The 19,892-nt window shown below is 72.1% G+C and carries 20 protein-coding genes and 1 pseudogene; 6 read left to right on the top strand and 15 right to left on the bottom strand.

Going from position 1 to position 19,892, the window contains the following annotated elements; genetic code table 11:
* Positions 1-5: 5 nt before the first annotated feature.
* The 14 genes from QQS16_RS33975 to QQS16_RS33915 all read right to left on the bottom strand — a co-directional run bounded on the left by QQS16_RS33975 (position 6) and on the right by QQS16_RS33915 (position 14,732).
* Positions 6-647, bottom strand: a complete 642-nt coding sequence (locus QQS16_RS33975; RefSeq protein WP_286065888.1) for a phosphorylase family protein — start codon at positions 645-647, stop codon at positions 6-8.
* Positions 647-2,641: a squalene--hopene cyclase gene (gene shc, locus QQS16_RS33970; RefSeq protein ID WP_286065887.1), complete on the bottom strand. Its 1,995-nt coding sequence runs from the start codon at positions 2,639-2,641 to the stop codon at positions 647-649. The genes QQS16_RS33975 and shc overlap by 1 nt, the downstream gene beginning before the upstream one ends.
* 117 nt (positions 2,642-2,758) lie before the next feature.
* Positions 2,759-3,823 carry a polyprenyl synthetase family protein gene (locus QQS16_RS33965; RefSeq protein ID WP_286066547.1) on the bottom strand — a complete coding sequence of 355 codons (1,065 nt, stop codon included), beginning with the start codon at positions 3,821-3,823 and terminating at the stop codon, positions 2,759-2,761.
* Positions 3,824-3,894: 71 nt separating this feature from the next.
* Complete coding sequence (gene hpnE, locus QQS16_RS33960) at positions 3,895-5,322, bottom strand: hydroxysqualene dehydroxylase HpnE (RefSeq protein ID WP_286065886.1); 1,428 nt, start codon at positions 5,320-5,322, stop codon at positions 3,895-3,897.
* Entirely contained in the window at positions 5,319-5,459 is a 141-nt protein-coding gene (locus tag QQS16_RS43620; RefSeq protein ID WP_353479712.1) for a DUF6380 family protein, read from the bottom strand. Before QQS16_RS43620 ends, hpnE begins: the two co-directional genes overlap by 4 nt.
* Positions 5,459-6,409, bottom strand: coding sequence for a presqualene diphosphate synthase HpnD (hpnD, locus tag QQS16_RS33955; protein WP_286065885.1), 951 nt, complete (start codon positions 6,407-6,409; stop codon positions 5,459-5,461). Before hpnD ends, QQS16_RS43620 begins: the two co-directional genes overlap by 1 nt.
* A complete protein-coding gene (gene hpnC, locus QQS16_RS33950; protein ID WP_286065884.1) occupies positions 6,406-7,290 on the bottom strand; it encodes a squalene synthase HpnC in 885 nt (294 codons plus the stop codon). Before hpnC ends, hpnD begins: the two co-directional genes overlap by 4 nt.
* A gap of 406 nt (positions 7,291-7,696) precedes the next feature.
* The gene (locus QQS16_RS33945) at positions 7,697-8,476 is read right to left on the bottom strand and encodes an ABC transporter ATP-binding protein (RefSeq protein ID WP_286065883.1); all 780 of its coding nucleotides are present in this window, start codon (positions 8,474-8,476) and stop codon (positions 7,697-7,699) included.
* The gene (locus QQS16_RS33940; protein ID WP_286065882.1) at positions 8,469-9,398 is read right to left on the bottom strand and encodes an ABC transporter permease; all 930 of its coding nucleotides are present in this window, start codon (positions 9,396-9,398) and stop codon (positions 8,469-8,471) included. The genes QQS16_RS33945 and QQS16_RS33940 overlap by 8 nt, the downstream gene beginning before the upstream one ends.
* Before the next feature lie 113 nt (positions 9,399-9,511).
* Positions 9,512-10,384 carry a glycosyltransferase family 2 protein gene (locus QQS16_RS33935; protein ID WP_286065881.1) on the bottom strand — a complete coding sequence of 291 codons (873 nt, stop codon included), beginning with the start codon at positions 10,382-10,384 and terminating at the stop codon, positions 9,512-9,514.
* Positions 10,385-10,389: 5 nt separating this feature from the next.
* A complete protein-coding gene (locus QQS16_RS33930) occupies positions 10,390-11,169 on the bottom strand; it encodes a CDP-alcohol phosphatidyltransferase family protein (RefSeq protein ID WP_286065880.1) in 780 nt (259 codons plus the stop codon).
* Positions 11,147-12,208, bottom strand: coding sequence for an iron-containing alcohol dehydrogenase family protein (locus tag QQS16_RS33925; protein WP_286065879.1), 1,062 nt, complete (start codon positions 12,206-12,208; stop codon positions 11,147-11,149). The genes QQS16_RS33930 and QQS16_RS33925 overlap by 23 nt, the downstream gene beginning before the upstream one ends.
* Positions 12,196-12,948: a phosphocholine cytidylyltransferase family protein gene (locus QQS16_RS33920; protein ID WP_286065878.1), complete on the bottom strand. Its 753-nt coding sequence runs from the start codon at positions 12,946-12,948 to the stop codon at positions 12,196-12,198. Before QQS16_RS33920 ends, QQS16_RS33925 begins: the two co-directional genes overlap by 13 nt.
* Positions 12,945-14,732 carry a DUF5941 domain-containing protein gene (locus QQS16_RS33915; RefSeq protein WP_286065877.1) on the bottom strand — a complete coding sequence of 596 codons (1,788 nt, stop codon included), beginning with the start codon at positions 14,730-14,732 and terminating at the stop codon, positions 12,945-12,947. Before QQS16_RS33915 ends, QQS16_RS33920 begins: the two co-directional genes overlap by 4 nt.
* 289 nt (positions 14,733-15,021) lie before the next feature.
* Here QQS16_RS33915 and galE point away from each other — a divergent pair, with 289 nt between their 5' ends.
* From galE to idi, 3 genes are all read left to right on the top strand, one after another.
* Positions 15,022-15,993: a UDP-glucose 4-epimerase GalE gene (galE, locus tag QQS16_RS33910; RefSeq protein WP_286065876.1), complete on the top strand. Its 972-nt coding sequence runs from the start codon at positions 15,022-15,024 to the stop codon at positions 15,991-15,993.
* 132 nt (positions 15,994-16,125) lie between these two features.
* Positions 16,126-17,055, top strand: a complete 930-nt coding sequence (locus QQS16_RS33905) for a cation diffusion facilitator family transporter (protein ID WP_286065875.1) — start codon at positions 16,126-16,128, stop codon at positions 17,053-17,055.
* A 202-nt stretch (positions 17,056-17,257) separates the two neighbouring features.
* Positions 17,258-17,851 (top strand): isopentenyl-diphosphate Delta-isomerase, encoded by a 594-nt coding sequence (gene idi, locus QQS16_RS33900; RefSeq protein ID WP_286065874.1) that lies wholly within the window; start codon positions 17,258-17,260, stop codon positions 17,849-17,851.
* Positions 17,852-17,872: 21 nt separating this feature from the next.
* Here the strand turns inward: idi and QQS16_RS33895 are convergent, their stop codons facing one another.
* A complete protein-coding gene (locus QQS16_RS33895) occupies positions 17,873-18,382 on the bottom strand; it encodes an ATP-binding protein (protein ID WP_286066546.1) in 510 nt (169 codons plus the stop codon).
* Between the two features lie 259 nt (positions 18,383-18,641).
* Here QQS16_RS33895 and QQS16_RS33890 point away from each other — a divergent pair, with 259 nt between their 5' ends.
* From QQS16_RS33890 to QQS16_RS33885, 3 genes and pseudogenes are all read left to right on the top strand, one after another.
* The gene (locus QQS16_RS33890) at positions 18,642-19,391 is read left to right on the top strand and encodes an enoyl-CoA hydratase/isomerase family protein (protein ID WP_286065873.1); all 750 of its coding nucleotides are present in this window, start codon (positions 18,642-18,644) and stop codon (positions 19,389-19,391) included.
* Positions 19,392-19,439: 48 nt separating this feature from the next.
* Positions 19,440-19,607 (top strand): annotated as a pseudogene (locus QQS16_RS44050) (helix-turn-helix domain-containing protein); the annotation flags it as partial.
* Between the two features lie 97 nt (positions 19,608-19,704).
* Positions 19,705-19,836, top strand: coding sequence for an LPFR motif small protein (locus tag QQS16_RS33885; protein ID WP_256122763.1), 132 nt, complete (start codon positions 19,705-19,707; stop codon positions 19,834-19,836).
* Positions 19,837-19,892 lie beyond the last annotated feature (56 nt).

Raw genomic sequence — 19,892 nt, 5'->3', positions numbered from 1 at the left:
CTGGCTCACCTCCTGGGGAGCAGCAAGGAACGGTGCCATTCGTAGAAAGCGGGGAGTACGGAACGAAGGACGCGGAAAGCCGATATTCCGCCGCGCACCGTGCCGATCCGGACAAGTTCATGTTCTGGAGCGTCCACGACAACCCGGACGGCCGCAACCGGGCGCGCGCCCGCGCGCACGGCGCTCAGGAGCGTGGCCGCGGACTCCATGTCGACCGCGATCGCGCCGGTCGCGAGCAGGGCCGACCGTTCGTGCCCGCGGACGACGTGATCGGAACCGGCGAGCGGCCCGGTGTGGACGGTCCGCCCGGGCAGGGTCCGGACCAGCTCCTTGACGAGCAGGTCGGTCCCGACGCACGGCACGGCGCCGCGCGGGTCCCGGGTCTCCTCGGCGACGACGAGGTCGCCGGGGTGCATGCCGGGGGCGAGCCCCGCGCAGAACCCCGTGGCGAGCACGGCGGCCCCGTCGTGCGCCGGGCCGGCCAGCACCCGGGTGACCGCGCGCTCGGCCGCCCTGGGTCCCATCCCCGTCCGCAGGACGGTGACCGGCCCGTCGGCGCCGCCGCGGTCGCCGCTGCGCAGGGCGAGGTGCTCGATGCCGAGCGCACAGGCGATCAGCAGCGGGGCCGCGGCGGCCTGGGTGGTCATCAGCCCCCCTCGGCCCCGGAGAACGGCTCTCCGTGGACGTACCGGCCCAGTGCGGTGAGCGGGAACACCTGCCGGTACAGGTGGTAGTTGATCGAGAAGTCCCACGGGAAACCGGTGCCGGTGAAATGGGGCTCGTCCCAGGAGCCGTCCTCGCGCTGGGTGCTCACGAGCCACACGATGCCGCGCTCGACGGCCTTGGAGTCCTTCTCCCCCGCCGCCAGCAGGGCCATCAGCGCCCAGCCCGTCTGCGAGGCGGTGGAGGCACCCCGTCCGCTCCACTTCTTGCTGTCCCGGTACGAGCGCAGGTCCTCGCCCCAGCCGCCGTCGTCGTTCTGCACCGACTCCAGCCAGCCCACGGCCCGCCGGATCGCCGGGTGCGAGGCGGGCAGCCCGGCCGCGGTCAGGGCGGGCACCACCGAGCCCGTGCCGTAGATGTAGTTGACGCCCCAGCGCCCGAACCAGGAGCCGTCCGGCTCCTGCTCGGCGAGCAGCCACTCGATGCCGCGCCGGGTGCGCGGATCGTGTGCGAGCCCCTCGAAGGCCAGCATCTCCACGACGTGCGCGGTGACGTCGGCGGACGGCGGGTCGATGACCTCGCCGAAGTCGCAGAACGGCAACCGGTTGGGGAACGGGCTGGTGTTGTCGACGTCGAAGGCGCCCCACGCGCCGTTCTTCGACTGCATCCCGAGGTTCCAGCGCACCCCGCGCCCGATCGCGTTCTCCACCCGCTCCGGGTCGTGGTGCCGGACCCGGCGCAGCGCGAGGACGACCTCGGCGGTGTCGTCGATGTCCGGGTAGTTGTCGTTGTGGAACTCGAACGCCCAGCCGCCGGGCGGCAGTCCGGGCCTGCGCACCGACCAGTCGCCGGGCCGGACAACCTGTTCGCCGAGCATCCAGTCGGCGGCCTTGACCAGTTGGGGGTGGTCGGCGGGCACCCCCGCGTCGGCGAGCGCGATCGTCGCGAGGCAGGTGTCCCAGACCGGTGACTGGCACGCCTCGATCATCCGGGCCCCGTCCTCGCGCCACAACGCGAACCGGTCCAGCGACTCCAGGCCCGCGCGCATCACCGGGTGTTCGAGGTCGTAGCCGAGCAGGTGCAGGGCGATGACCGAGTACACGGCCGGCGGCTGGATGCCGCCCCAGCAGCCGTCGTTCTCCTGCCGCTCGACGATCCAGCGGGCGGCACTGTTCATCGCGGCCCTGCGCAGCCGGCGCGGCGCGACCTTGCGCAGCGCGTGCAGGGCCTTGTCCAGTCGCTGGAAGGCGCCGTCCCAACTCGCCACCGGGGCGAAGGGCCTGGGCGGGTTCGGGTGGTCGGGGTCGGTGTGCAGCTCGTCGAGCGGGAAGGGCGCGGGCCGGACCGGACGCTTCGCGGAGACGATCGTCAGCGGGACGATGGTCTGCCGGGCCCAGCACCCGAAGTCGTAGATGTTCAGCGGTGCCCAGGTGGGGAAGTAGATCAGCTCCGGCGGGAGTTCGGGCAGGTCCTCCCACTTCCACCAGCCGAACAGGGCCAGCCAGATCCGGGTGAAGACCCGGGCGGCGGCGATGCCGCCCTGCTCGCGGATCCAGGCGGACGCCTTCGCCATGTGCGGCGCGTCCGGCGCGTCACCGGCCAGGCGGAGGGCGACGTACGCCTCGATGGTGGTGGAGAGTTCGCCGGGCCCGCCGTAGAAGCTCGCCCAGGTGCCGTCCTCGCGCTGCTCGCCGCGGACGAAGAGCGCGGCGGCCCGGGTCGTGGCCTCGTCGCGGATACCCAGGAACTGACGCAGCAGCAGATCCTCGGCGTCCATCGTGACGTTGGTCTCGAGGTCGCCCTTCCACCAGCCCTCGGCGTCCTGCCGGGACAGCAGGTGGTCGGTGGCGCGTTGCACGGCGCGAACGGCGGCGTCGTGCACCCCGGCCGCCACGGGAGTGGTGATGTCGGTTTCGCTGGCCGCGGCTGCGCGGGGCGGCATGGTGGCCCCGGTGCTTCCGTCGGTCGTCGCTGTCATGGCTTCCCCTTCGTGCAGTGGCAAGTGGTGCGTCTGCTGTGGGTCCGCCGTCGGCCGGTGCTCGGTTGCCCGCGACACCGGCCGGCGACTACGCGAGGGCTATTCGACCGATAGTGATCATCTCTTTCGTACGACGACGAAGTCGGCGAGCGCCGTGAACCGCGCCCGTACCTGGCCGGGCATGTCGACGGCGTCCAGGGCTTCGATGGCGATGGTGTGCTGACGGCGGGCCTCTTCGGCCGTCCACTCACGGCCGCCCGCCTCCTCGATGAGGGCGGCGCGGGCCGCGAACTCCTCCTCGGAGAAGTTCGCGAAGTCGCTGCTCTTGGCGTCGGCGGCGAGGATCTCGCCGAGCCGCTCGGAGGCGGCACCGCCCGCCGCGAGCGCGGCCACGACCGGCAGGGACTTCTTGCGCTGGCGCAGATCGCTCCAGGTCTGCTTGCCGGTCGACACCGGGTCGCCCCAGATGCCGAGGAGGTCGTCGACCGCCTGGAAGGCGAGACCCAGGTGGTAGCCGTACGTCTCCAGGGTGTCGGCGGTGCGGTCGTCCGCGCCGCCGAGCACCGCGCCGATGGAGCTGGCGCAGGCGAGCAGGGCTCCGGTCTTGTTGCCCTCCATCTCCAGGCACTCCTCGACGCTGACGCGGTCGCGGTGCTCGTAGGACATGTCCTGCGCCTGGCCGTCGATCAGCGCGCGGGTCGCGGTGGTCAGGCGGCGGGTGGCGCGGCCGGCCTCGACGGTGCCCAGCTCCAGGAGGACCTCGTTGGCGAGGGCGAACAGGGCGTCGCCGACCAGGATGGCCTGGGCGGGACCGTGCACCTTCCAGACGGTGTCGCGGTGCCGGCGCTGTTCGTCGCCGTCCATCAGATCGTCGTGCAGCAGCGAGAAGTTGTGGACCAGTTCGACGGCGACCGCGCCGGGGACACCCACCTCGGGTGCGGCGCCGGTGACCTCGGCCGAGAGCACCGCGAGGGCGGGCCGTACGGCCTTGCCGCCGTCGCCGTCGGCGGGGTTGCCCTGGGCGTCGATCCAGCCGAAGTGGTAGGCGGCGACCGTGTCCATGGGAGGTGCCAGGCGGTCCACGGCCGTCCGCAGCACCGGTGTGGCCAGGGTACGGCCGCGCTCCAGGAGCGCGGTCACGTCCACCGCGGTCCTCCGAGCGGCCGTCGGGGCCGGGGGCACAGTGGGCACAGTCTCTCCTCTTGTCGCGGTACCGAAGGTGCTGGGGCCCGCTGTGTCGTGCTGACCGAGCATCAGGCCGCCTCCTCGAACGCGAAGAGGTGGCGGGGACGGGGCCGGCCGAGGGCGCCGAGGGCGGCGTCGGCCGCGCTCACTCCGCTGCGGACGGCACTCTCCATGGTCGCGGGCCACCCGGTGGCGGTCCACGCTCCGGCCAGGTACAGGCCGGGGGCCTTGGTGCGGGCGCCGGGCCGCAGGCGCCCGACGCCGGGGGCGGGCGCGAACGTCGCCGTCCGTTCCCGGGTGACGAAGAAGTCCTTCACCTCGGCCCCCCGGGTGCGGGGCAGCAGCCGCTCCAGCTCCGGCAGATAGCGCTCGCGCAGCACGGCGACGGGCTCGTCGATCTCGTCCCGCGCCGCCGACTGGGACAGCGCGAGGTACTGACCCTGGTGCAGCCCGGACGCCTCGGTCCGGTCGAACACCCACTGCACCGGGGTGCCGAGGGCCGCCAGGAACGGCGTACCGAGCACCCGGCGGTCGTAGACGACGTGGATGTTGAGGATCGGCGCGGTACCGATCTCCAGCAGCCGCTCCGGCGCGTCGAGCGCGCCCGCGGGCAACAGGTCGTGCGCCTCGCGCTGGGGTACGGCGAGGACGACCGCGTCCGCGGTGAGCGTCTCGCCGGGAACCTGCACGCTCCACCGTCCGTTCTCATCAGTGGAGACGGTGGTGACGCGGGTGCGGACTTCGGTGCGCACGCCCGCGGAGTCGAGCGCCTTGCGGGCCAGCCGGTCGTGCAGGTCGCCCAGCGGGACGCGCGCCCATCCGATGTCGGCCGCGCCCGGGTCGGACAGTAGACCGGTCTTGAACACCATCGCGGCGAGCCCGAGCGAGCACTCTCCCGCGACCGCGTTGAGGGTGGCGACCCCAACCAGGTCCCACAGGGCCTCGACGGCACGCGCCGACTGACCGTGCGCGGTCAGCCAGCTGCCGAAGTCCTGCGTGTCCAGGTCAGGATCGGCGAGGTCGAGCCCCTTGAGCGCGAGCGCGGCACGCCCCACCCGGGCCCGCTCGGCGAGCGAGAGATGCGGATACGTGGCGAGGCTGCGCCCCAGATGCAGGGGCACCGGCAGCGCGTCGCGCCGCAGCCTGCCCAGCCGCCGTCCCTCGGGCCGGTCCACGTCGAGCACGGGCACGTCCAGGCGGTCCTGCAACGGAGCCAGCGCAGCGCCCTCGATCCGGTCGAGGAACCAACGGTAGGCGGTGCAGCAGCGCAGGTACACGTGCTGTCCGTTGTCGACGGTCAGTCCGTCGCGCTGGAAGGAGAAGGCGAGCCCGCCCAGACGCGGCCGGCCCTCGAGCAGTGTCACCCGGACGCCGGCGTCGGCGAGAGCGAGCGCGGCGGTGACGCCGGCGAGCCCGCCGCCGACCACGACGGCGTCCGTGCCCGTGTGGTCCGGCGTCCGTGCGTGCGGCGCGTCGAACCGTGTGCCGTCGGTCATCGTGCGTCCTCCCCTGCCCGGGCGCCGTGGAGGTGGAACGGCGCACGGCCGGCCGTCGCAGTCTGGGACGCCGCCCCCGGGCGGAGGGTTGCCTGCCGCTTCTCGCCGATGGCATCACCTTGGACCGGATTGTCCATCAGGCGCGCCTCCTGACGGTCCTGCGGGTCACATGCCGGGCGTCCAGGCCGGACAGGCCGCGCACGGCGACGTACGCCTTCTCCCGGCCGGGCAGCGAGACCCGGCCGCGCAGCACGGCCTCCGGGTCGCGTTCGATACGGTCGAGGAGGCGGCGGTAGATGCCGGCCATGGCGGCCACACAGGCGCCGCTGCGCCGGTCGAGCATGGGGAGCAGCCGGTAGCCCTCGGCGAAAAGGGCGCGGGCCCGTCGCACTTCGAAGTGCACGAGGCCCGCGAAGTCGGCGCCCTCCGGCGGTTTGGGTCCTTTGAAGCCGGCCGAGCAGCCGAACTTCGCGAGGTCGTCGGCGGGCAGATAGGTCCGCCCTCCCTCGGCGTCCTCACGGACGTCCCGGAGGATGTTGGTGAGCTGGAGCGCGAGCCCGAGCGTGTCGGCGTACTCGGGCGCGCGCTCGACGCCGCGCGCCCCCGGTTCCGTGCCGAACACACCGAGGGAGAGCCGTCCGATGGCACCCGCCACACAGCGGCAGTACACCTTCAGGTCGTCCCAGGTCTCGTACGCCTCACCGCGTACGTCCATCTGCACGCCGTCGATGAGCTCGTCCAGACCGCCGAGCGGGATCGGGAAGGTCCTGGCGGCGTGCGCGAGGGCGACCGCGACGGGATCGGTGTCGTCCTCGGTGACCAGACCGTCGCGCACCCGGGCCAGCATCGCCCGGGTGTCGTCGAGTCGCGCGGACTTCACCTCGCCGGCCAGCGCCCCGTCGCCGATGTCGTCGACGCGCCGGGAGAACGCGTACAGCGCCGACATCGCGCGACGCTTGGGCGTCGGCAGCAGCCTGATGCCGTACGCGAAGTTGCGGGCCTGCTGCCCGGTGACGGCCTCGCAGTAGCTGTAGGCGGCGAGTACCGGTGCGGACGCGTGCGGTTGCGACTCCACGGCCCGGATCACCCCTCTCCTCGCAGAGCGACGCCCACCTCGCGCAGCAACCGAAGCCTGCCGGGCTCGGGTGGGCCGGGAAGTACGTCGTGATCGGCGGCGGCGATCGCGTGGACGGCCGCCCTTCCCCCCGCCACGAAGCCTGCGAGGAGCAGCTTCAGCCTGCCGTGGACGCTACCCACCAGAGGAGCGCCTTCATCCAGGAGGTCGCGGGCGCGTTGCGCTTCGTACGCGATCAGGGCGCGCACCGACGCGCTCCCGGTCGGCGCGGCGAGGTCCGCCTCCTGGACGTGAAAGCGCTTCATGTCCACGGCGGGCAGGTAGACGCGGTCGCGCCCGCGGTCCTCGGCGACGTCCTGGAGGTGCTCGACGATCTGCAGGGCCGTACAGATCGCGTCGGAGCGGCGGACCCGTTCGGGGGTCGAGGTGCCGGTGACGGCCAGCACCAGTCGGCCGACCGGGTTGGCGGACAGTTCGCAGTACGCGAGGAGGTCGTCGTAGGTCTCGTACCGCGCGACGAGCTGGTCCTGGCGGTTGGCGGCGATCAGGCCGAGGAAGGGCTCGGGGGTGAGCGCGCGACGGCGGACGGTCGGCTGGAGGCGCCGCAGCAGGGGGTGGCGCGGGGTGCCGTCGAAGACCCGGCGGAGATCCGCCTCGAAGGCGTCCAGCAGCAGCATCCGGTCCTCGGCGTCCGCGGGCGACACGCCGAGCAGGCGGGCGTCGGCGCCGCCGGGAGCGAGATCACCGTCGCCGATGTCGTCGACCAGACGGGCGAAGCCGTAGACGGCCATGAGGTCGGTGCGCCAGGCCCTGGGCAGGAAGAACGGGGCGACGGGGAAGTTCTCCGCCGCGGCCTTGTCGAGCGTGCCGCGCTCCGCCTGGCCGGGACGCACCGGGCCGGATCCCCTCACCACGGGCTGCCCGGAACGGGGACGGCGCGTGCTGCGTGGAGCTGGGGAGTTTCCGTAGCCATTGCCGTCACATCTCCCGTTCTACACCGCCGACCCAACGCACACTATTTCGGACACGCCGCCCGGCCGTCCGCACGGCGGGGCGGACCTCGAGGTGGCGCGCGTTATCGCCCCACTTGCCGTGATTCGGGACCGCTACAGCTTACGTTGTACAACGCGCCGTGGTTCGCTGGGGTGTCCTGCACATCACAAGAACACACCGATTGGCTCCAAGATTCCGGAGCGGAGCCGAAGTTGACGTTTCCTTTGCAGACGCGGAGCCCCGCCGGAGCAGTTCCGGCGGGGCTCCGTGAAGCGGGGCGGTCTCTTTCGCCCGGGTCCGGGTGGACTACTTGCCGGTGAACTTCTCGTACTCCTTGATGACCTCGTCGGTCGGGCCGTCCATGCGCAGCTCGCCGCGTTCCAGCCACAGCACGCGGTTGCAGGTGTCACGGATCGACTTGTTGTTGTGGCTGACGAGAAACACCGTGCCGGCCTCCTTGCGCAGTTCGCGGATGCGTTCCTCGGAACGCTTCTGGAACTTGCGGTCGCCGGTGGCGAGGGCCTCGTCGATCATGAGGACGTCGTGGTCCTTGGCGGCGGCGATGGAGAAGCGGAGCCGGGCGGCCATGCCGGAGGAGTAGGTGCGCATCGGGAGGGTGATGAAGTCGCCCTTCTCGTTGATGCCGGAGAAGTCGACGATCTCCTGGTACCGCTCCTTGATCTGCTCGCGGGTCATCCCCATCGCGAGCCCGCCCAGGATGACGTTCCGCTCGCCGGTGAGGTCGTTCATCAGGGCCGCGTTGACGCCGAGCAGGGAGGGCTGGCCGTCGGTGTACACCTTGCCGCTCTCGGCCGGGAGCAGGCCCGCGATGGCGCGCAACAGGGTCGACTTGCCGGATCCGTTGGAGCCGATCAGGCCGATGGCCTCACCGCGGTAGGCGACGAAGGAGACGCCCTTGACGGCGTGCACCTTGCGCACGCCGCGCTCCTCGCCGCGCTTGAGTATCCGGCTGAGCGCGGCGGTGGCGCTGCCCTTGCCGGCCTTGGCGCCGTTGACGCGGTAGACGATGTGCAGTTGGTCCGCGATGACGGTGGGGATGTGCCCGTCGTTCCTGTCCTCAGCCACGGCCGTACCTCTCCTCCGCCTTCCAGAAGTACACGAAGCCGCCGGCCGCGAAGAGCAGCGCCCAGCCGAGCGCGGCCGCCCACACGTGGTCGGGCAGGTTCTCCGCGCCGTAGCCGTCGATGAGGGCGAAGCGCATGAGGTCCATGTAGATGGCGGCCGGGTTCCACTGCAGGACGGTGGCGATCCAGGCCGGCTTGTCCTCCAGCATGATCGGGATGGAGAACATCACGCCCGAGGCGTACATCCAGGTACGCATCACGAACGGCATGAGCTGCGCCAGGTCCGGTGTCTTGGCGCCCGCGCGGGCCACGATCAGCGCGAGGCCCGTGTTGAAGAGGAACTGCAGGGCCAGCGCCGGGACGATCAGCAGCCAGGACAGGCCCGGGTAGCTGCCGAAGGCGACGGCCACGGCGAACAGCACGATCATGGAGAACAGCAGCTGCTGGAGTTGCTGGAGCGCGAAGGAGACCGGCAGCGACGCGCGCGGGAAGTGCAGCGCGCGCACCAGGCCCAGGTTGCCGGAGATCGCGCGCACACCCGCCATCACCGAGCTCTGCGTGAAGGTGAACACGAACACGCCGGTGACCAGGAACGGGATGTACACGTCCCTCGTCATGCCGCGGCCGGCGTCCAGGATGACGCCGAAGATGAAGAAGTACACGGCCGCGTTCAGCAGCGGGGTGGCCACCTGCCACAGCTGGCCGAGCTTGGCCTGGCTGTACTGGGCGGTCAGCTTCGCCCGTGAGAAGGCGAGGATGAAGTGACGCCGGTCCCAGAGCTGGCGGACGTACTCGACGAGCGACGGCCGGGCACCGCTCACGGTCAGCCCGTACTTGGCGGCGAGCTGCGCCGCCGTGAGGCCCTCGTCGGGCGGCACGGGCGCGCTCACCGCGACCGTGCCGTCGTGCGTTGTCTCACTCACTAGTGGAAACTTTCGTCTTCGAGATGCGCAGCCTGTGCGGGCATCGCATGAGCCCAGGGTCCCGGTACGAGCCGGGGCCCCGTCCGGCCCGGTTGCTGTCAGGAACGAGCTTGTCAGATGACGGGGGGCCGGCCCAGTCGAGTCAGCCGCCACACCGTACGCCACTTCATGGCCCGGCGCGGTCCGCAGGGTGTGGTCCAGCCTTCCCGGAATCCGCCGAACCACGCCCGCAGCGCGGGCCGCGAGGGACGGCGCACCAGGGTGAGCAGCAGCCAGACGCACAGGTAGACCGGGATCAGCGGGGCGGGCAGGTTGCGGCGGGCGAGCCAGACGCGGTTGCGGGCGACCATGCGGTGGTAGACCGCGTGCCGCGAGGGCGCTGTCGTCGGGTGGTACAGCACCATGTCGGACCGGTAGTCGATCATCCAGCCCGCGTCGAGGGCCCGCCACGCCAGGTCGGTCTCCTCGTGGGCGTAGAAGAACGCGTCCGGCAGGCCGCCGACGTCGGCGAAAACCTTCGTGCGGACGGCGTTGGCGCCGCCGAGGAAGGTGGTGACCCGGGAGGAGCGCATCGGGTCGGCGGCGCGCAGCCGCGGCACGTGGCGGCGCTGGGTGATCCCGGTCTCGGGGTCGGCGATGCGGAAGCTGATGATGCCGAGGGCCGGGTCGTCCGCGAAGGCCCGACGGCACAGCTCGGCGGTGTCGTGGCCGGCCAGCAGGCCGTCGTCGTCGAGGAACAGCAGGATGTCGACGTCGCGGCCGCCGGGCCCGAAGGCCTCGATGCCGACGTTGCGGCCGCCGGGGATGCCGAGGTTCTCGGGGAGTTCGATGGTGCGGACGCCCTCGGGGACGTCCGGGACGGGCGAGCCGTTGCCGACGACGACCACCTCGACGCGGTCGCCGTCCTGCTTGGCGACCGAGTCGAGCAGGGCACGCAGTTCGTCGGGGCGGTTGCCCATGGTGATGATGACCGCGCCGACCTTCATGCCGTTCACTTCAGCCTGCTGGAGGCGAGGATCGACACCAGGTGCAGCAGGGTCTGCAGGAGCGCGATGCCGGCCAGCACCGCGACGCCGAGGCGGGAGAAGAACAGGTCGTCCCGGACGTGGTCGAGGACCGCCAGGACCAGGATCAGCAGGGACGCCTCGATGCCGAGCACCAGCCGGTGGAACTTCAGCGCCGCGGCGGCCCGGCGGGCCAGTGCCATGCCCGAGGAGCGCGGCTCGGCGGCCGACTCCTGGACCGGTGGCAGGCCGCCCTGGTGGCGGGCGACCCCGACGAGGTCGGTCTCGGCCTTGATCAGGATGGCGCCGAGGGCGGCCAGCGTGCCGAGGAAGGCCCACAGCCAGTCGATGCGCCCGGTGCCGAACAGGTCGGCGGCGCGCAGGCCGAAGCCGACGAGGACGGCGGCGTCGGTGAGGTAGGCGCCGACGCGGTCCAGGTAGACCCCGCCGAGCGAGTACTGCTGCCGCCAGCGGGCGATCTCGCCGTCGACGCAGTCGAGCAGCAGATAGAGCTGGACGCAGACGACGCCGAGCACGGCGCCCCAGATCCCCGGCACCAGGAGCGCCGGGGCCGCGAGGACACCGAAGACGGTCATCAGGTACGTGAGCTGGTTGGGCGTGACCCTGGTGTTGACCAGGTAGCGGTCGACCCGCAGGGACACCTCTCGCATGTAGAGGCGCCCCATCCAGTGCTCACCGCTGCGCCGGTCCTTCACCCCGGCGGGGTGGACGACCGGACGGAGTTCAGCTACCGATGGCCTTGACATAGTCGGCGTAGATGTCCTTGATCTGGTCGGTCGAGAGGTCGAGGTGTTCGAGGATCGTGTAGCGGCCGGGGCGGGTCTGCGGGGCGAACTCCACGGCCCGGACGAACTCGTCCGTGGTGAAGCCGATCTCGTGCGGCAGCACCGGCAGCCCGTGCCGGCGCAGCACCCCGGCCATGTACGCCGACTCCTCGTGGGCGCCGCGCAGGTACATCGCGAAGGCCGCGCCCAGTCCGCACTGTTCGCCGTGGGCGGCCGCCCGCTTGGGGAACAGCAGGTCGAAGGCGTGGTTGATCTCGTGGCAGGCGCCGGAGGAGGGACGGGAGTCGCCCGACACCGACATCGCGATGCCGCTGAGGACGAGCGCCTCGGCGAGCACCTGGAGGAAGTCGGTGTCCCCTATGCCGCCGGGGTGCCGCAGCACCGCCTCGCCGGCCTGGCGGGCGATCGCGGCGGCGAGACCGTCGATCTTCTCGCCCTTGACGCGGTGGGCGAGTTCCCAGTCGGCGATCGCGGAGATGTTGGAGATGGCGTCGCCGATGCCCGCGCGCACGTAGCGCGCCGGCGCCTCGCGGATGACGTCGAGGTCGATGACGACGGCGATCGGGTTCGGCACGCCGTAGGAGCCGCGCCCGGCGTCGTTGTCCAGGGTGGCCACCGGCGAACACAGGCCGTCGTGCGCGAGGTTCGTCGGGACGGCGACCAGCGGGAGGCCGACGCGGGCCGCGGCGAACTTGGCGCAGTCGATGATCTTTCCGCCGCCGAGGCCCACGACCGCGTCGAAGTGGCCGGCCTTTATGTCACCGGCCAGCCGGACCGCGTCGTCGAGGGTGCCGCCGCCGACCTCGTACCAGGTGGCGCCGGGCAGCGAGGGGGCGATGCGCTCCCGCAGCGCGGCGCCGGAGCCGCCGCTGACGGCGACGGCGAGCTTGCCGGAGTGCGAGATGCGCTCGTCGGCGAGCACACAGCCCAGGTCGTCGAGGGCACCCGGACGGATGTCGACGACGAGCGGGGACGGGATGAGCCGGGTCAGTACTGGCACGCGATCTCCCGTCCACGGGCGAGATCGTCGTGGTTGTCGATCTCGACCCACTTGACGTCGCCGATCGGCGCCACGTCGATACGGAAGCCGCGGTTCACGAGTTCCTGGTAGCCGTGCTCGTAGAACTGCTGCGGGTCGGTCTCCCACACGGCCTTGAGCGCGTCGGCCAGTTCGGGGGCGGCGTCGCCCTCGATGAGGGTGACGCCGATGTACTCGCCGGTGGCCTCGGCCGGGTCCATCAATTTGGTGATCTTCGTCATGCCCCGGGCGGGGTCGACGACGACCTTCATCTCCTCGTCCGCGAGGGACTTGACGGTGTCGAGGGCGAGGATGATCTTCTTGCCGTCGCCGCGGGCGGCGAGCAGCGTCCGCTCGACGGAGACCGGGTGGACGGTGTCGCCGTTGGCGAGGATCACGCCGTCCTTGAGGGCGTCACGGCCGCACCACAGGGAGTAGGCGTTGTTCCACTCCTCGGCCTTGTCGTTGTCGATGAGGGTGAGCTTGAGGCCGTACTTCTGCTCCAGGGCGGCCTTGCGCTCGTACACGGCCTCCTTGCGGTAGCCGACGATGATCGCGACCTCGGTCAGACCGATCTCGGCGAAGTTGCCGAGGGTGAGGTCCAGGACCGTGGGTTCGCCCTCTATGCCCGCGGGCCCCACCGGCACCAGAGCCTTGGGAAGGCTGTCGGTGTAGGGGCGCAGACGCCGTCCGGCGCCGGCCGCCAGCACGAGGCCGATCATGCGGGTTCTCCTTCATCGTGTACGGCGGGCGCCCCTGCGGACACCCAGAAGCGGATGCTCTCCAGGAGCACCACCAGGGCGACGGCCACGGCCAGGACCGTGAGCGCGGCCTTGAACTGCGAGGCGGTGAGCGCGGCGGCGAGAACGGTGACGAACAGCGTCCGCCCTTCCTGCCCCCCGATGACGCGCACCAGCCAGGCCGGGGGCGCCCCGGCGTCGCCGCGGATGCGGTACACCGTGTCGTAGTGATGGTAGGCGACCGCCGCGACCAGCCCGAAAGCCGCAGGAAGGGCCCCGTTCACGTCCGCCTGGGCGGCGAGGATCAGGACCGTGCCGTACTCGGCGGCGCGGAAGAGCGGGGGAACCAGCCAGTCCAGGGCGCCCTTGAGCGGGCGGCACAGGGCCTGACCGGCGGTGACGGTGTACACGGCGGCGCCCAGCACCGGCGCCCAGGTGACGCCGGAGAAGAGGGACACGGCGAGCACGGCCGTCCCCCCGAGCGCCAGCAGCAGCGGGGCACCGAGGCGGACGGGAGTGACGCGCGCCACGAGTGAGGCGAGCGGCCCGTTGTCGGCGAGGTCCGCCAGCGCCCGCGCCGCCCGGTCCGTCCGCTGTGCCTTGCGCGTCAGCGACCGCAGCACCCGGCCCGCCGTCGTGTAGGTCGCCGCGAAGGCGCACCCGACGAGCAGCGCGTAGAAGGTGACGCGGGGAGTGGTCGCCGCCGTGAGGACGGCGATCATCGCCCAGCGCTCGCCGATCGGCAGGACGATCATCCGCCGTATCCACACCGTCCAGCCGACGCTGTCGAGTCTGTCGGAGAGGGCGGCGGTCGGACTGGTGTTGGCGGTGGCGTCGTGGTTCGCCTCGTTGAAGGAGAAGTCGACGACGTGCCGGCAGGTCTGCAGGACCATCGCGCCGAGCGCGAGCGCCCACACGTCGTCGCCGCCGCGGGCGGCCCCGAGGGCGAGACCCGCGTAGTAGGCGTACTCCTTGGCCCGGTCGAAGGTGGCGTCCAGCCAGGCGCCGAGGGTCGAGTACTGCAGGGAGTAGCGGGCGAGCTGGCCGTCGGTGCAGTCCAGGACGAACGAGGCGATCAGCAGGACGCCGGCCGCGACGAACCCGCCCCGGGTGCCGGTGGCCGCGCAGGCGGCCGCGATCAGGGCGGTGAACAGGGAGGCGGTGGTGACCTGGTTCGGGGTCAGCCCCCGGCGGGCGCACCAGCGGGCGAGGTAGCGGGAGTACGGGCTGACGAAGTAGGTGGTGAAGAAGCCGTCCCGGGCCTTCACGGCCGACTTCAGGCGTACGGCCTCGTCGTCGACGGCGGACACCGCCTGCCGTGCCTCGTTGCGGGCCTGCGGGTCGGCGGGCACCACGGCGACCAGGCTGCCCAGTTCGGGGCGGTGCACGGCGGTGCCGTCGGCGTCGAGGGCGGTGACGATGCGGTCGGCGAGGCTCTCCACGGCGAGCGCGGTGCCGCCGCCCGCGGAGTTCTCGCGTGCCACCGCCCGGGTCAGGGCCTGACGGCCGGCCGGCTGGGCGGTGACGGCGCCCGGGACGGCGGCGAGCGGGAAGCGGGGGTCGGTGAGGCCGAGCCGCAGCGCGTGGACGTGGCCCACGAAGCGGCCGTCGACCACGGCGACCCGCTGGTCACCGGGGATCCGGGCGAGGAGCGTCTCGGTCTCGGCGGCGTCGGAGGCGATCCGTACGTCGAAGCCGAGGGACCGCAGATCGCCTTCGATCGACGATCCGGGGACCGGCTGACCGGTGAGGATGGCGGTCGACAACCGAACTCACTCCCTGGGTGCCGGCGCTGGGGCGCCGGTCAAGTGCATGGTGGGGGCGCCCCCTTCGGCCTGGCTGACTGCACCGGGCGGGCGGCATGTCGGCAGAGGCTATCGGATACCCGGAAGGCCCCGTTCACCGCCCGTTCACGGGCCGATCAACACGGTCTTCCCCGGCCTTCGCCGCGATCATCATCGGTGATCGCGGGCCCCACCGACAAACGTGCGCCCCCAGACCGGACATCCAGGACATCGCGTGGGGCTCCGGAGCCTCGGCATAGGGTGGGCGACCATGACGTGGCTGATCACCGGCGGTGCCGGATACATCGGGGCCCATGTGGCGCGGGCCATGGCCGGAGCCGGCGAACGCGTCCTGGTGCTGGACGACCTGTCGGCCGGGGTGCCCGCGCGGCTCCCGGCGGGCGTTCCGCTCGTGCGGGGGTCCTCGCTGGACGCCGGGCTGGTGAAGCGGGTGTGCGCGGAGCACGCGGTGACGGGCGTGGTGCATCTCGCCGCGCGCAAGCAGGTCGCCGAGTCCGTGGCGCGGCCGACGTACTACTACCGGGAGAACGTCGGCGGTCTCGCCACGCTCCTGGAGGTGGTCGCGGAGGCCGGGATCACCCGCTTCGTCCTCTCCTCGTCCGCCGCCGTCTACGGCGACCCCGGCGTGGACCTGATCACGGAGGACACCCCGTGCGCCCCGGTGAACCCGTACGGCGAGACCAAGCTGGCCGGGGAGTGGCTGGTGCGGGCGGCGGGCCGGGCGCACGGAATCTCCACCGTGTGCCTGCGCTACTTCAACGTCGCCGGTGCCGCCGCGCCGGAACTGGCGGACACGGGTGTCTTCAACATCGTCCCCATGGTGTTCGACCGGCTCACCCGCGACGAGGCCCCGCGGATCTTCGGCGACGACCATCCGACGCCGGACGGCACGTGCGTCCGTGACTACATCCACGTCGCGGATCTGGCCGAGGCGCACCTCGCGGCGGCCCGGCGGCTGACCGAGAACGCCGTGCAGGGGGACCTGACGGTCAACATCGGGCGCGGCGAAGGCGTTTCCGTGCGCGAACTGATCGCGGTGATCGGCGAGGTGAGCGGCGACCGGCGCGCGCCCGTCGTCGAGGGCCGGCGTCCCGGGGACGCGCCGCGCGCGGTCGCCTCGGCCGCCCTGGCCGCCGAGACGCTCGGCTGGAGCGCCCGGCGCGGGGTGCGCGAGATGGTCGAGTCGGCGTGGCGGGGATGGCTGCTGCACCACGGCCACTGATCCGCGCCTGTCCTGACCTGTGTAGCGTTTCCGCAGGTCACGGCACATGACAACGGTGTTCAGTGCCGCGTTGCCGGATACCCCCCGCCCGTAGTTGACTGTGGTTCCGGGCGAACACAGGAGGCACTGTTCATGGGGGCTGGCCACGATCACGGGCACGCGCACGGCGGCGGTACGGCGACCGCCGCGTACCGCGGGAGGCTGCGGGTCGCGCTGTCGATCACGCTCACCGTGATGGTGGTCGAGATCGTCGGCGGTGTGCTCGCCGACTCGCTCGCCCTGGTGGCGGACGCGGCCCACATGGCGACGGACGCGGTGGGTCTGGGCATGGCCCTCCTCGCCATCCACTTCTCCAGCCGGCCCCCGAGCGACCGGCGCACCTTCGGCTACGCCCGCGCGGAGATCCTCGCCGCGCTCGCCAACTGCCTGCTGCTGCTCGGGGTGGGCGGCTACGTGCTGTACGAGGCGATCCAGCGGTTCGTCACGCCCGCCGACACCGAGGGCGGTCTGACCGTCGTGTTCGGTCTGGTCGGCCTGGTGGCGAACATGATCTCGCTGTCCCTGCTGATGCGCGGGCAGAGGGAGAGCCTGAACGTGCGGGGCGCGTTCCTGGAGGTGGCCGCGGACGCGCTGGGGTCGCTCGCGGTGCTGATCTCGGCCGTGGTGATTCTCACCACCGGCTGGCAGGCCGCCGACCCGATCGCCTCCCTCGCCATCGGCGCGATGATCGTGCCGCGCGCCTGGAAGCTGCTGGGCGAGACCCTCGACGTACTGCTGGAGGCGGCCCCCAAGGGCGTCGACATCGCGGAGGTCCGGGCGCACATACTGGCCCTGGACGGCGTCGAGGACATCCACGACCTGCACGCGTGGACGATCACCTCCGGGCTGCCGGTGCTGTCGGCGCACGTCGTCGTGCGGTCCGACGTGCTGAGCGCGATCGGCCACGAGAAGATGCTGCACGAGCTCCAGGGCTGCCTCGGTGACCACTTCGACGTGGAGCACTGCACCTTCCAGCTGGAGCCGAGCGGACACGCGCAGCACGAGGCCCGGCTGTGCCACTGAGCCCGGGCCGCCGGGGACATCAGTTCGGCTGGTGACACGCCCGTTCTGACGGAATGCAGCGATCCGGCGAACGGTTGCGTCCTCATGCTCACAGCCCCGCCCGGGACGGTTCCGCCGCCGCCGCGCCGGGCACGCTCCCCTGCCGGGAGTGTCGGATTCGTACGGCACACTTGGGGCGCGAAGACCGATGTGAAGGATGGGTATGCCGATCACACCTGCCACCGCGACGCACAGTCCGTCGAACGGCACCGCAGACGCGATCTTGCTGGAACTGGTCGACGAGAACGGTGTGACGATCGGCACCGCGGAGAAGCTCGCCGCGCACCAGCCGCCGGGGCGGCTGCACCGCGCCTTCTCCGTGTTCCTCTTCGACGAGCGGGGCCGGCTGTTGCTCCAGCAACGGGCGCCCGGCAAGTACCACTCCCCCGGTGTGTGGTCCAACACCTGCTGCGGCCATCCCTATCCGGGGGAGGCGCCGTTCGCGGCGGCGGCCCGGCGCACGTTCGAGGAGCTGGGGCTCTCCCCGTCGCTGCTCGCCGAGGCGGGCACGGTGCGCTACAACCACCCGGACCCGGAGTCGGGGCTGGTGGAGCAGGAGTACAACCACCTCTTCGTCGGGCTGGTGCAGTCCCCGCCGCGGCCGGACCCGGACGAGGTCGGCGAGACGGTCTTCGTGACCCCCGGCGAGCTGGCGGAACGGCACGCGAAGGACCCCTTCTCGTCCTGGTTCATGACCGTCCTGGACGCGGCCCGTCCCGCGGTCAGGGAGCTGACCGGACCGTCCGCCGGCTGGTGAGCGGCCGGGGACCCGCCGGCCCTACGGCCTCTCCGCGGGCGTGAGCGGCAGGGCGACCCAGATCACCTTGCCGCCGCTCGCGGTGTGCTCCACGTCGCACGCACCGCCCGCCTCCCGGGTGACCTCGCGCACCAGGAGCAGCCCGCGGCCGCCGGTCTGACCGTGGTCGGCCTCCAGGGCGGTCGGACGGTAGGGATGGTTGTCCTCGACGGACACCCGCACCCACCGCGCGCCGACGGCGACCTCCACGGCGAGCATCGGCGACAGCAGCGCCGCGTGCCGCACGGCGTTCGTGACCAGCTCCGAGACGATCAGCAGCAGGGCCTGGACCAGGTCGTCCGAGGCCGGTACACCCTGGCGGTACAGCAGGTCCCGTACGGCGTGTCGCGCCTGCGGGACGGAGACGTCGGCCGCGGGGGCGGTGAACCGCCACACGCCTTCGTACGGCAGCGGATCCGGCGGCCCGGCATCGCGGGTCTCGTCCGTTCCGTCTGCTGGGCGTGGGCCGGACCCGCGCCCATGGTTCTCCATCGTCCGGTCGCCACCCTCGCGCTCGATTGTCACCACCCGTCGAGTGTTGGCAACCGGCCCGGTCACCCCGGAGAACTGAACAGAAGTCAGCTGGTATCGAGCGCTTCTGACCGTTGACGTATGCCCAGGTGAAGTACGGGACCGCTCCTGTCCCCCGTGCGTCGGCTTCGTGCACTCTTCGGGTTGTAGGGGTTCGAGACGAGGGCGGGACGAGGAGGGGCCCGCGGGCCCGCCGACCGGGGCGGATAGCATCCGGCGCATGGAGCCCCAGCTGCTGCACGGTGTCGCCGACGCGGTCGCCACCGTCGTCATCCACCACCCGGCCAAGCGCAACGCGATGACCGCCGCGATGTGGCGGGCGCTGCCGCCGCTGCTCGACACGCTGGCGGCCGACCCGGGCGTACGGGCCCTGGTGCTGACCGGTGAGGGCGGGACGTTCTGCGCGGGCGCCGACATCTCCACCCTCCGGGGCTCGCCGAAGGAGGCGCAGGAGCTCGCGGTGCGCGCCGAGGAGGCCCTCGCGGCCTTCCCGAAGCCGACACTGGCGGCGGTCCGCGGGCACTGTGTGGGCGGCGGGTCGCAGCTCGCGGCGGCCTGCGATCTGCGGTTCGCCGAGGAGGGCGCGCAGTTCGGGGTGACTCCGGCGAAACTCGGGATCGTGTATCCGGCGTCCTCCACCCGTCGGCTGGTGTCCCTGGTGGGACCGGCGACGGCCAAGTACCTGCTGTTCTCCGGGGAGTTGATCGACGCGGGGCGGGCACTGCGCACCGGCCTGGTGGACGAGGTGCTCCCGGAGGGCGAACTCGACGGGCGGGTCGCCGAGTTCACCCGGATCCTGGTGTCCCGCTCGCAGCTGACGCAGGCCGCGGCGAAGGAGTTCGCGGACGGTCACACGGACCGGGACGACCACTGGGCCGGACAGGCGCACGGCAGCGGCGACACCGCGGAGGGCGTCGCCGCGTTCCTGGAGCGCCGGCAGCCGCGGTTCACCTGGACCGCGTCACGTTGAAGCGGCCGCGGGCCCGCAGCCGGTCGACGAGGTGGGCGGAAGCCTTCCCTCGCGCTGCGCCAGGAGATCGAGCGGGAGACGGACCGGCTCGACCGGGCTCCCTACGAGCACCTGGGCGCGGACGGTGTCGCCCGGCTGACCGAGCTCGGCGCCGGGTACGCGCAGGCCGCGCTCGCCGCCGGGGCCTTCCCGGCCGATCTGCTCGGCAAGCGCTGAACAGGCCGGATCTCACGTGCCCAGGCATGTCCGGCCGTTCTCGAGGTACCCGTCACCTTCCCGGTCGTCGTGACCGGGAGAGGAAAGGGGAATTTTCGTGTTCCGTGCGATCGCAGACGTACTCCGCCAGATCGGTGGGGCCATCGCCACTGTCGTGACCCTGCCCTTCCGTGCGGTGGCGCGCCTCTTCGGCGGCGCCTCCAGCTCGACCCGCAGCCGCCGGGCCTGACCCGCGCGGGACGTTCGCCGGGCCCGCGGCACTCCGCCGCGGGCGGCGGGCCGTCC

This window comes from Streptomyces sp. ALI-76-A (assembly GCF_030287445.1).
In the GTDB taxonomy this organism is placed as follows: Bacteria; Actinomycetota; Actinomycetes; order Streptomycetales; family Streptomycetaceae; genus Streptomyces.
Note: the sequence above shows the minus strand (reverse complement) of the source record. Positions and strands in the feature narration are given on the sequence as shown.

What these genes read in the sequence shown, in the direction of transcription:
- QQS16_RS33975 (WP_286065888.1), bottom strand. Translation starts at nt 647, where the DNA reads ATGACCACCCAGGCCGCCGCGGCCCCGCTGCTGATCGCCTGTGCGCTC.
- QQS16_RS33935 (WP_286065881.1), bottom strand. Translation starts at nt 10,384, where the DNA reads ATGAAGGTCGGCGCGGTCATCATCACCATGGGCAACCGCCCCGACGAA.
- galE (WP_286065876.1), top strand. Translation starts at nt 15,022, where the DNA reads ATGACGTGGCTGATCACCGGCGGTGCCGGATACATCGGGGCCCATGTG.
- hpnE (WP_286065886.1), bottom strand. Translation starts at nt 5,322, where the DNA reads ATGACCGACGGCACACGGTTCGACGCGCCGCACGCACGGACGCCGGAC.
- QQS16_RS33930 (WP_286065880.1), bottom strand. Translation starts at nt 11,169, where the DNA reads ATGTCAAGGCCATCGGTAGCTGAACTCCGTCCGGTCGTCCACCCCGCC.
- QQS16_RS43620 (WP_353479712.1), bottom strand. Translation starts at nt 5,459, where the DNA reads ATGGACAATCCGGTCCAAGGTGATGCCATCGGCGAGAAGCGGCAGGCA.
- QQS16_RS33895 (WP_286066546.1), bottom strand. Translation starts at nt 18,382, where the DNA reads ATGGAGAACCATGGGCGCGGGTCCGGCCCACGCCCAGCAGACGGAACG.
- idi (WP_286065874.1), top strand. Translation starts at nt 17,258, where the DNA reads ATGCCGATCACACCTGCCACCGCGACGCACAGTCCGTCGAACGGCACC.
- QQS16_RS33920 (WP_286065878.1), bottom strand. Translation starts at nt 12,948, where the DNA reads ATGATCGGCCTCGTGCTGGCGGCCGGCGCCGGACGGCGTCTGCGCCCC.
- QQS16_RS33890 (WP_286065873.1), top strand. Translation starts at nt 18,642, where the DNA reads ATGGAGCCCCAGCTGCTGCACGGTGTCGCCGACGCGGTCGCCACCGTC.
- QQS16_RS33905 (WP_286065875.1), top strand. Translation starts at nt 16,126, where the DNA reads ATGGGGGCTGGCCACGATCACGGGCACGCGCACGGCGGCGGTACGGCG.
- shc (WP_286065887.1), bottom strand. Translation starts at nt 2,641, where the DNA reads ATGACAGCGACGACCGACGGAAGCACCGGGGCCACCATGCCGCCCCGC.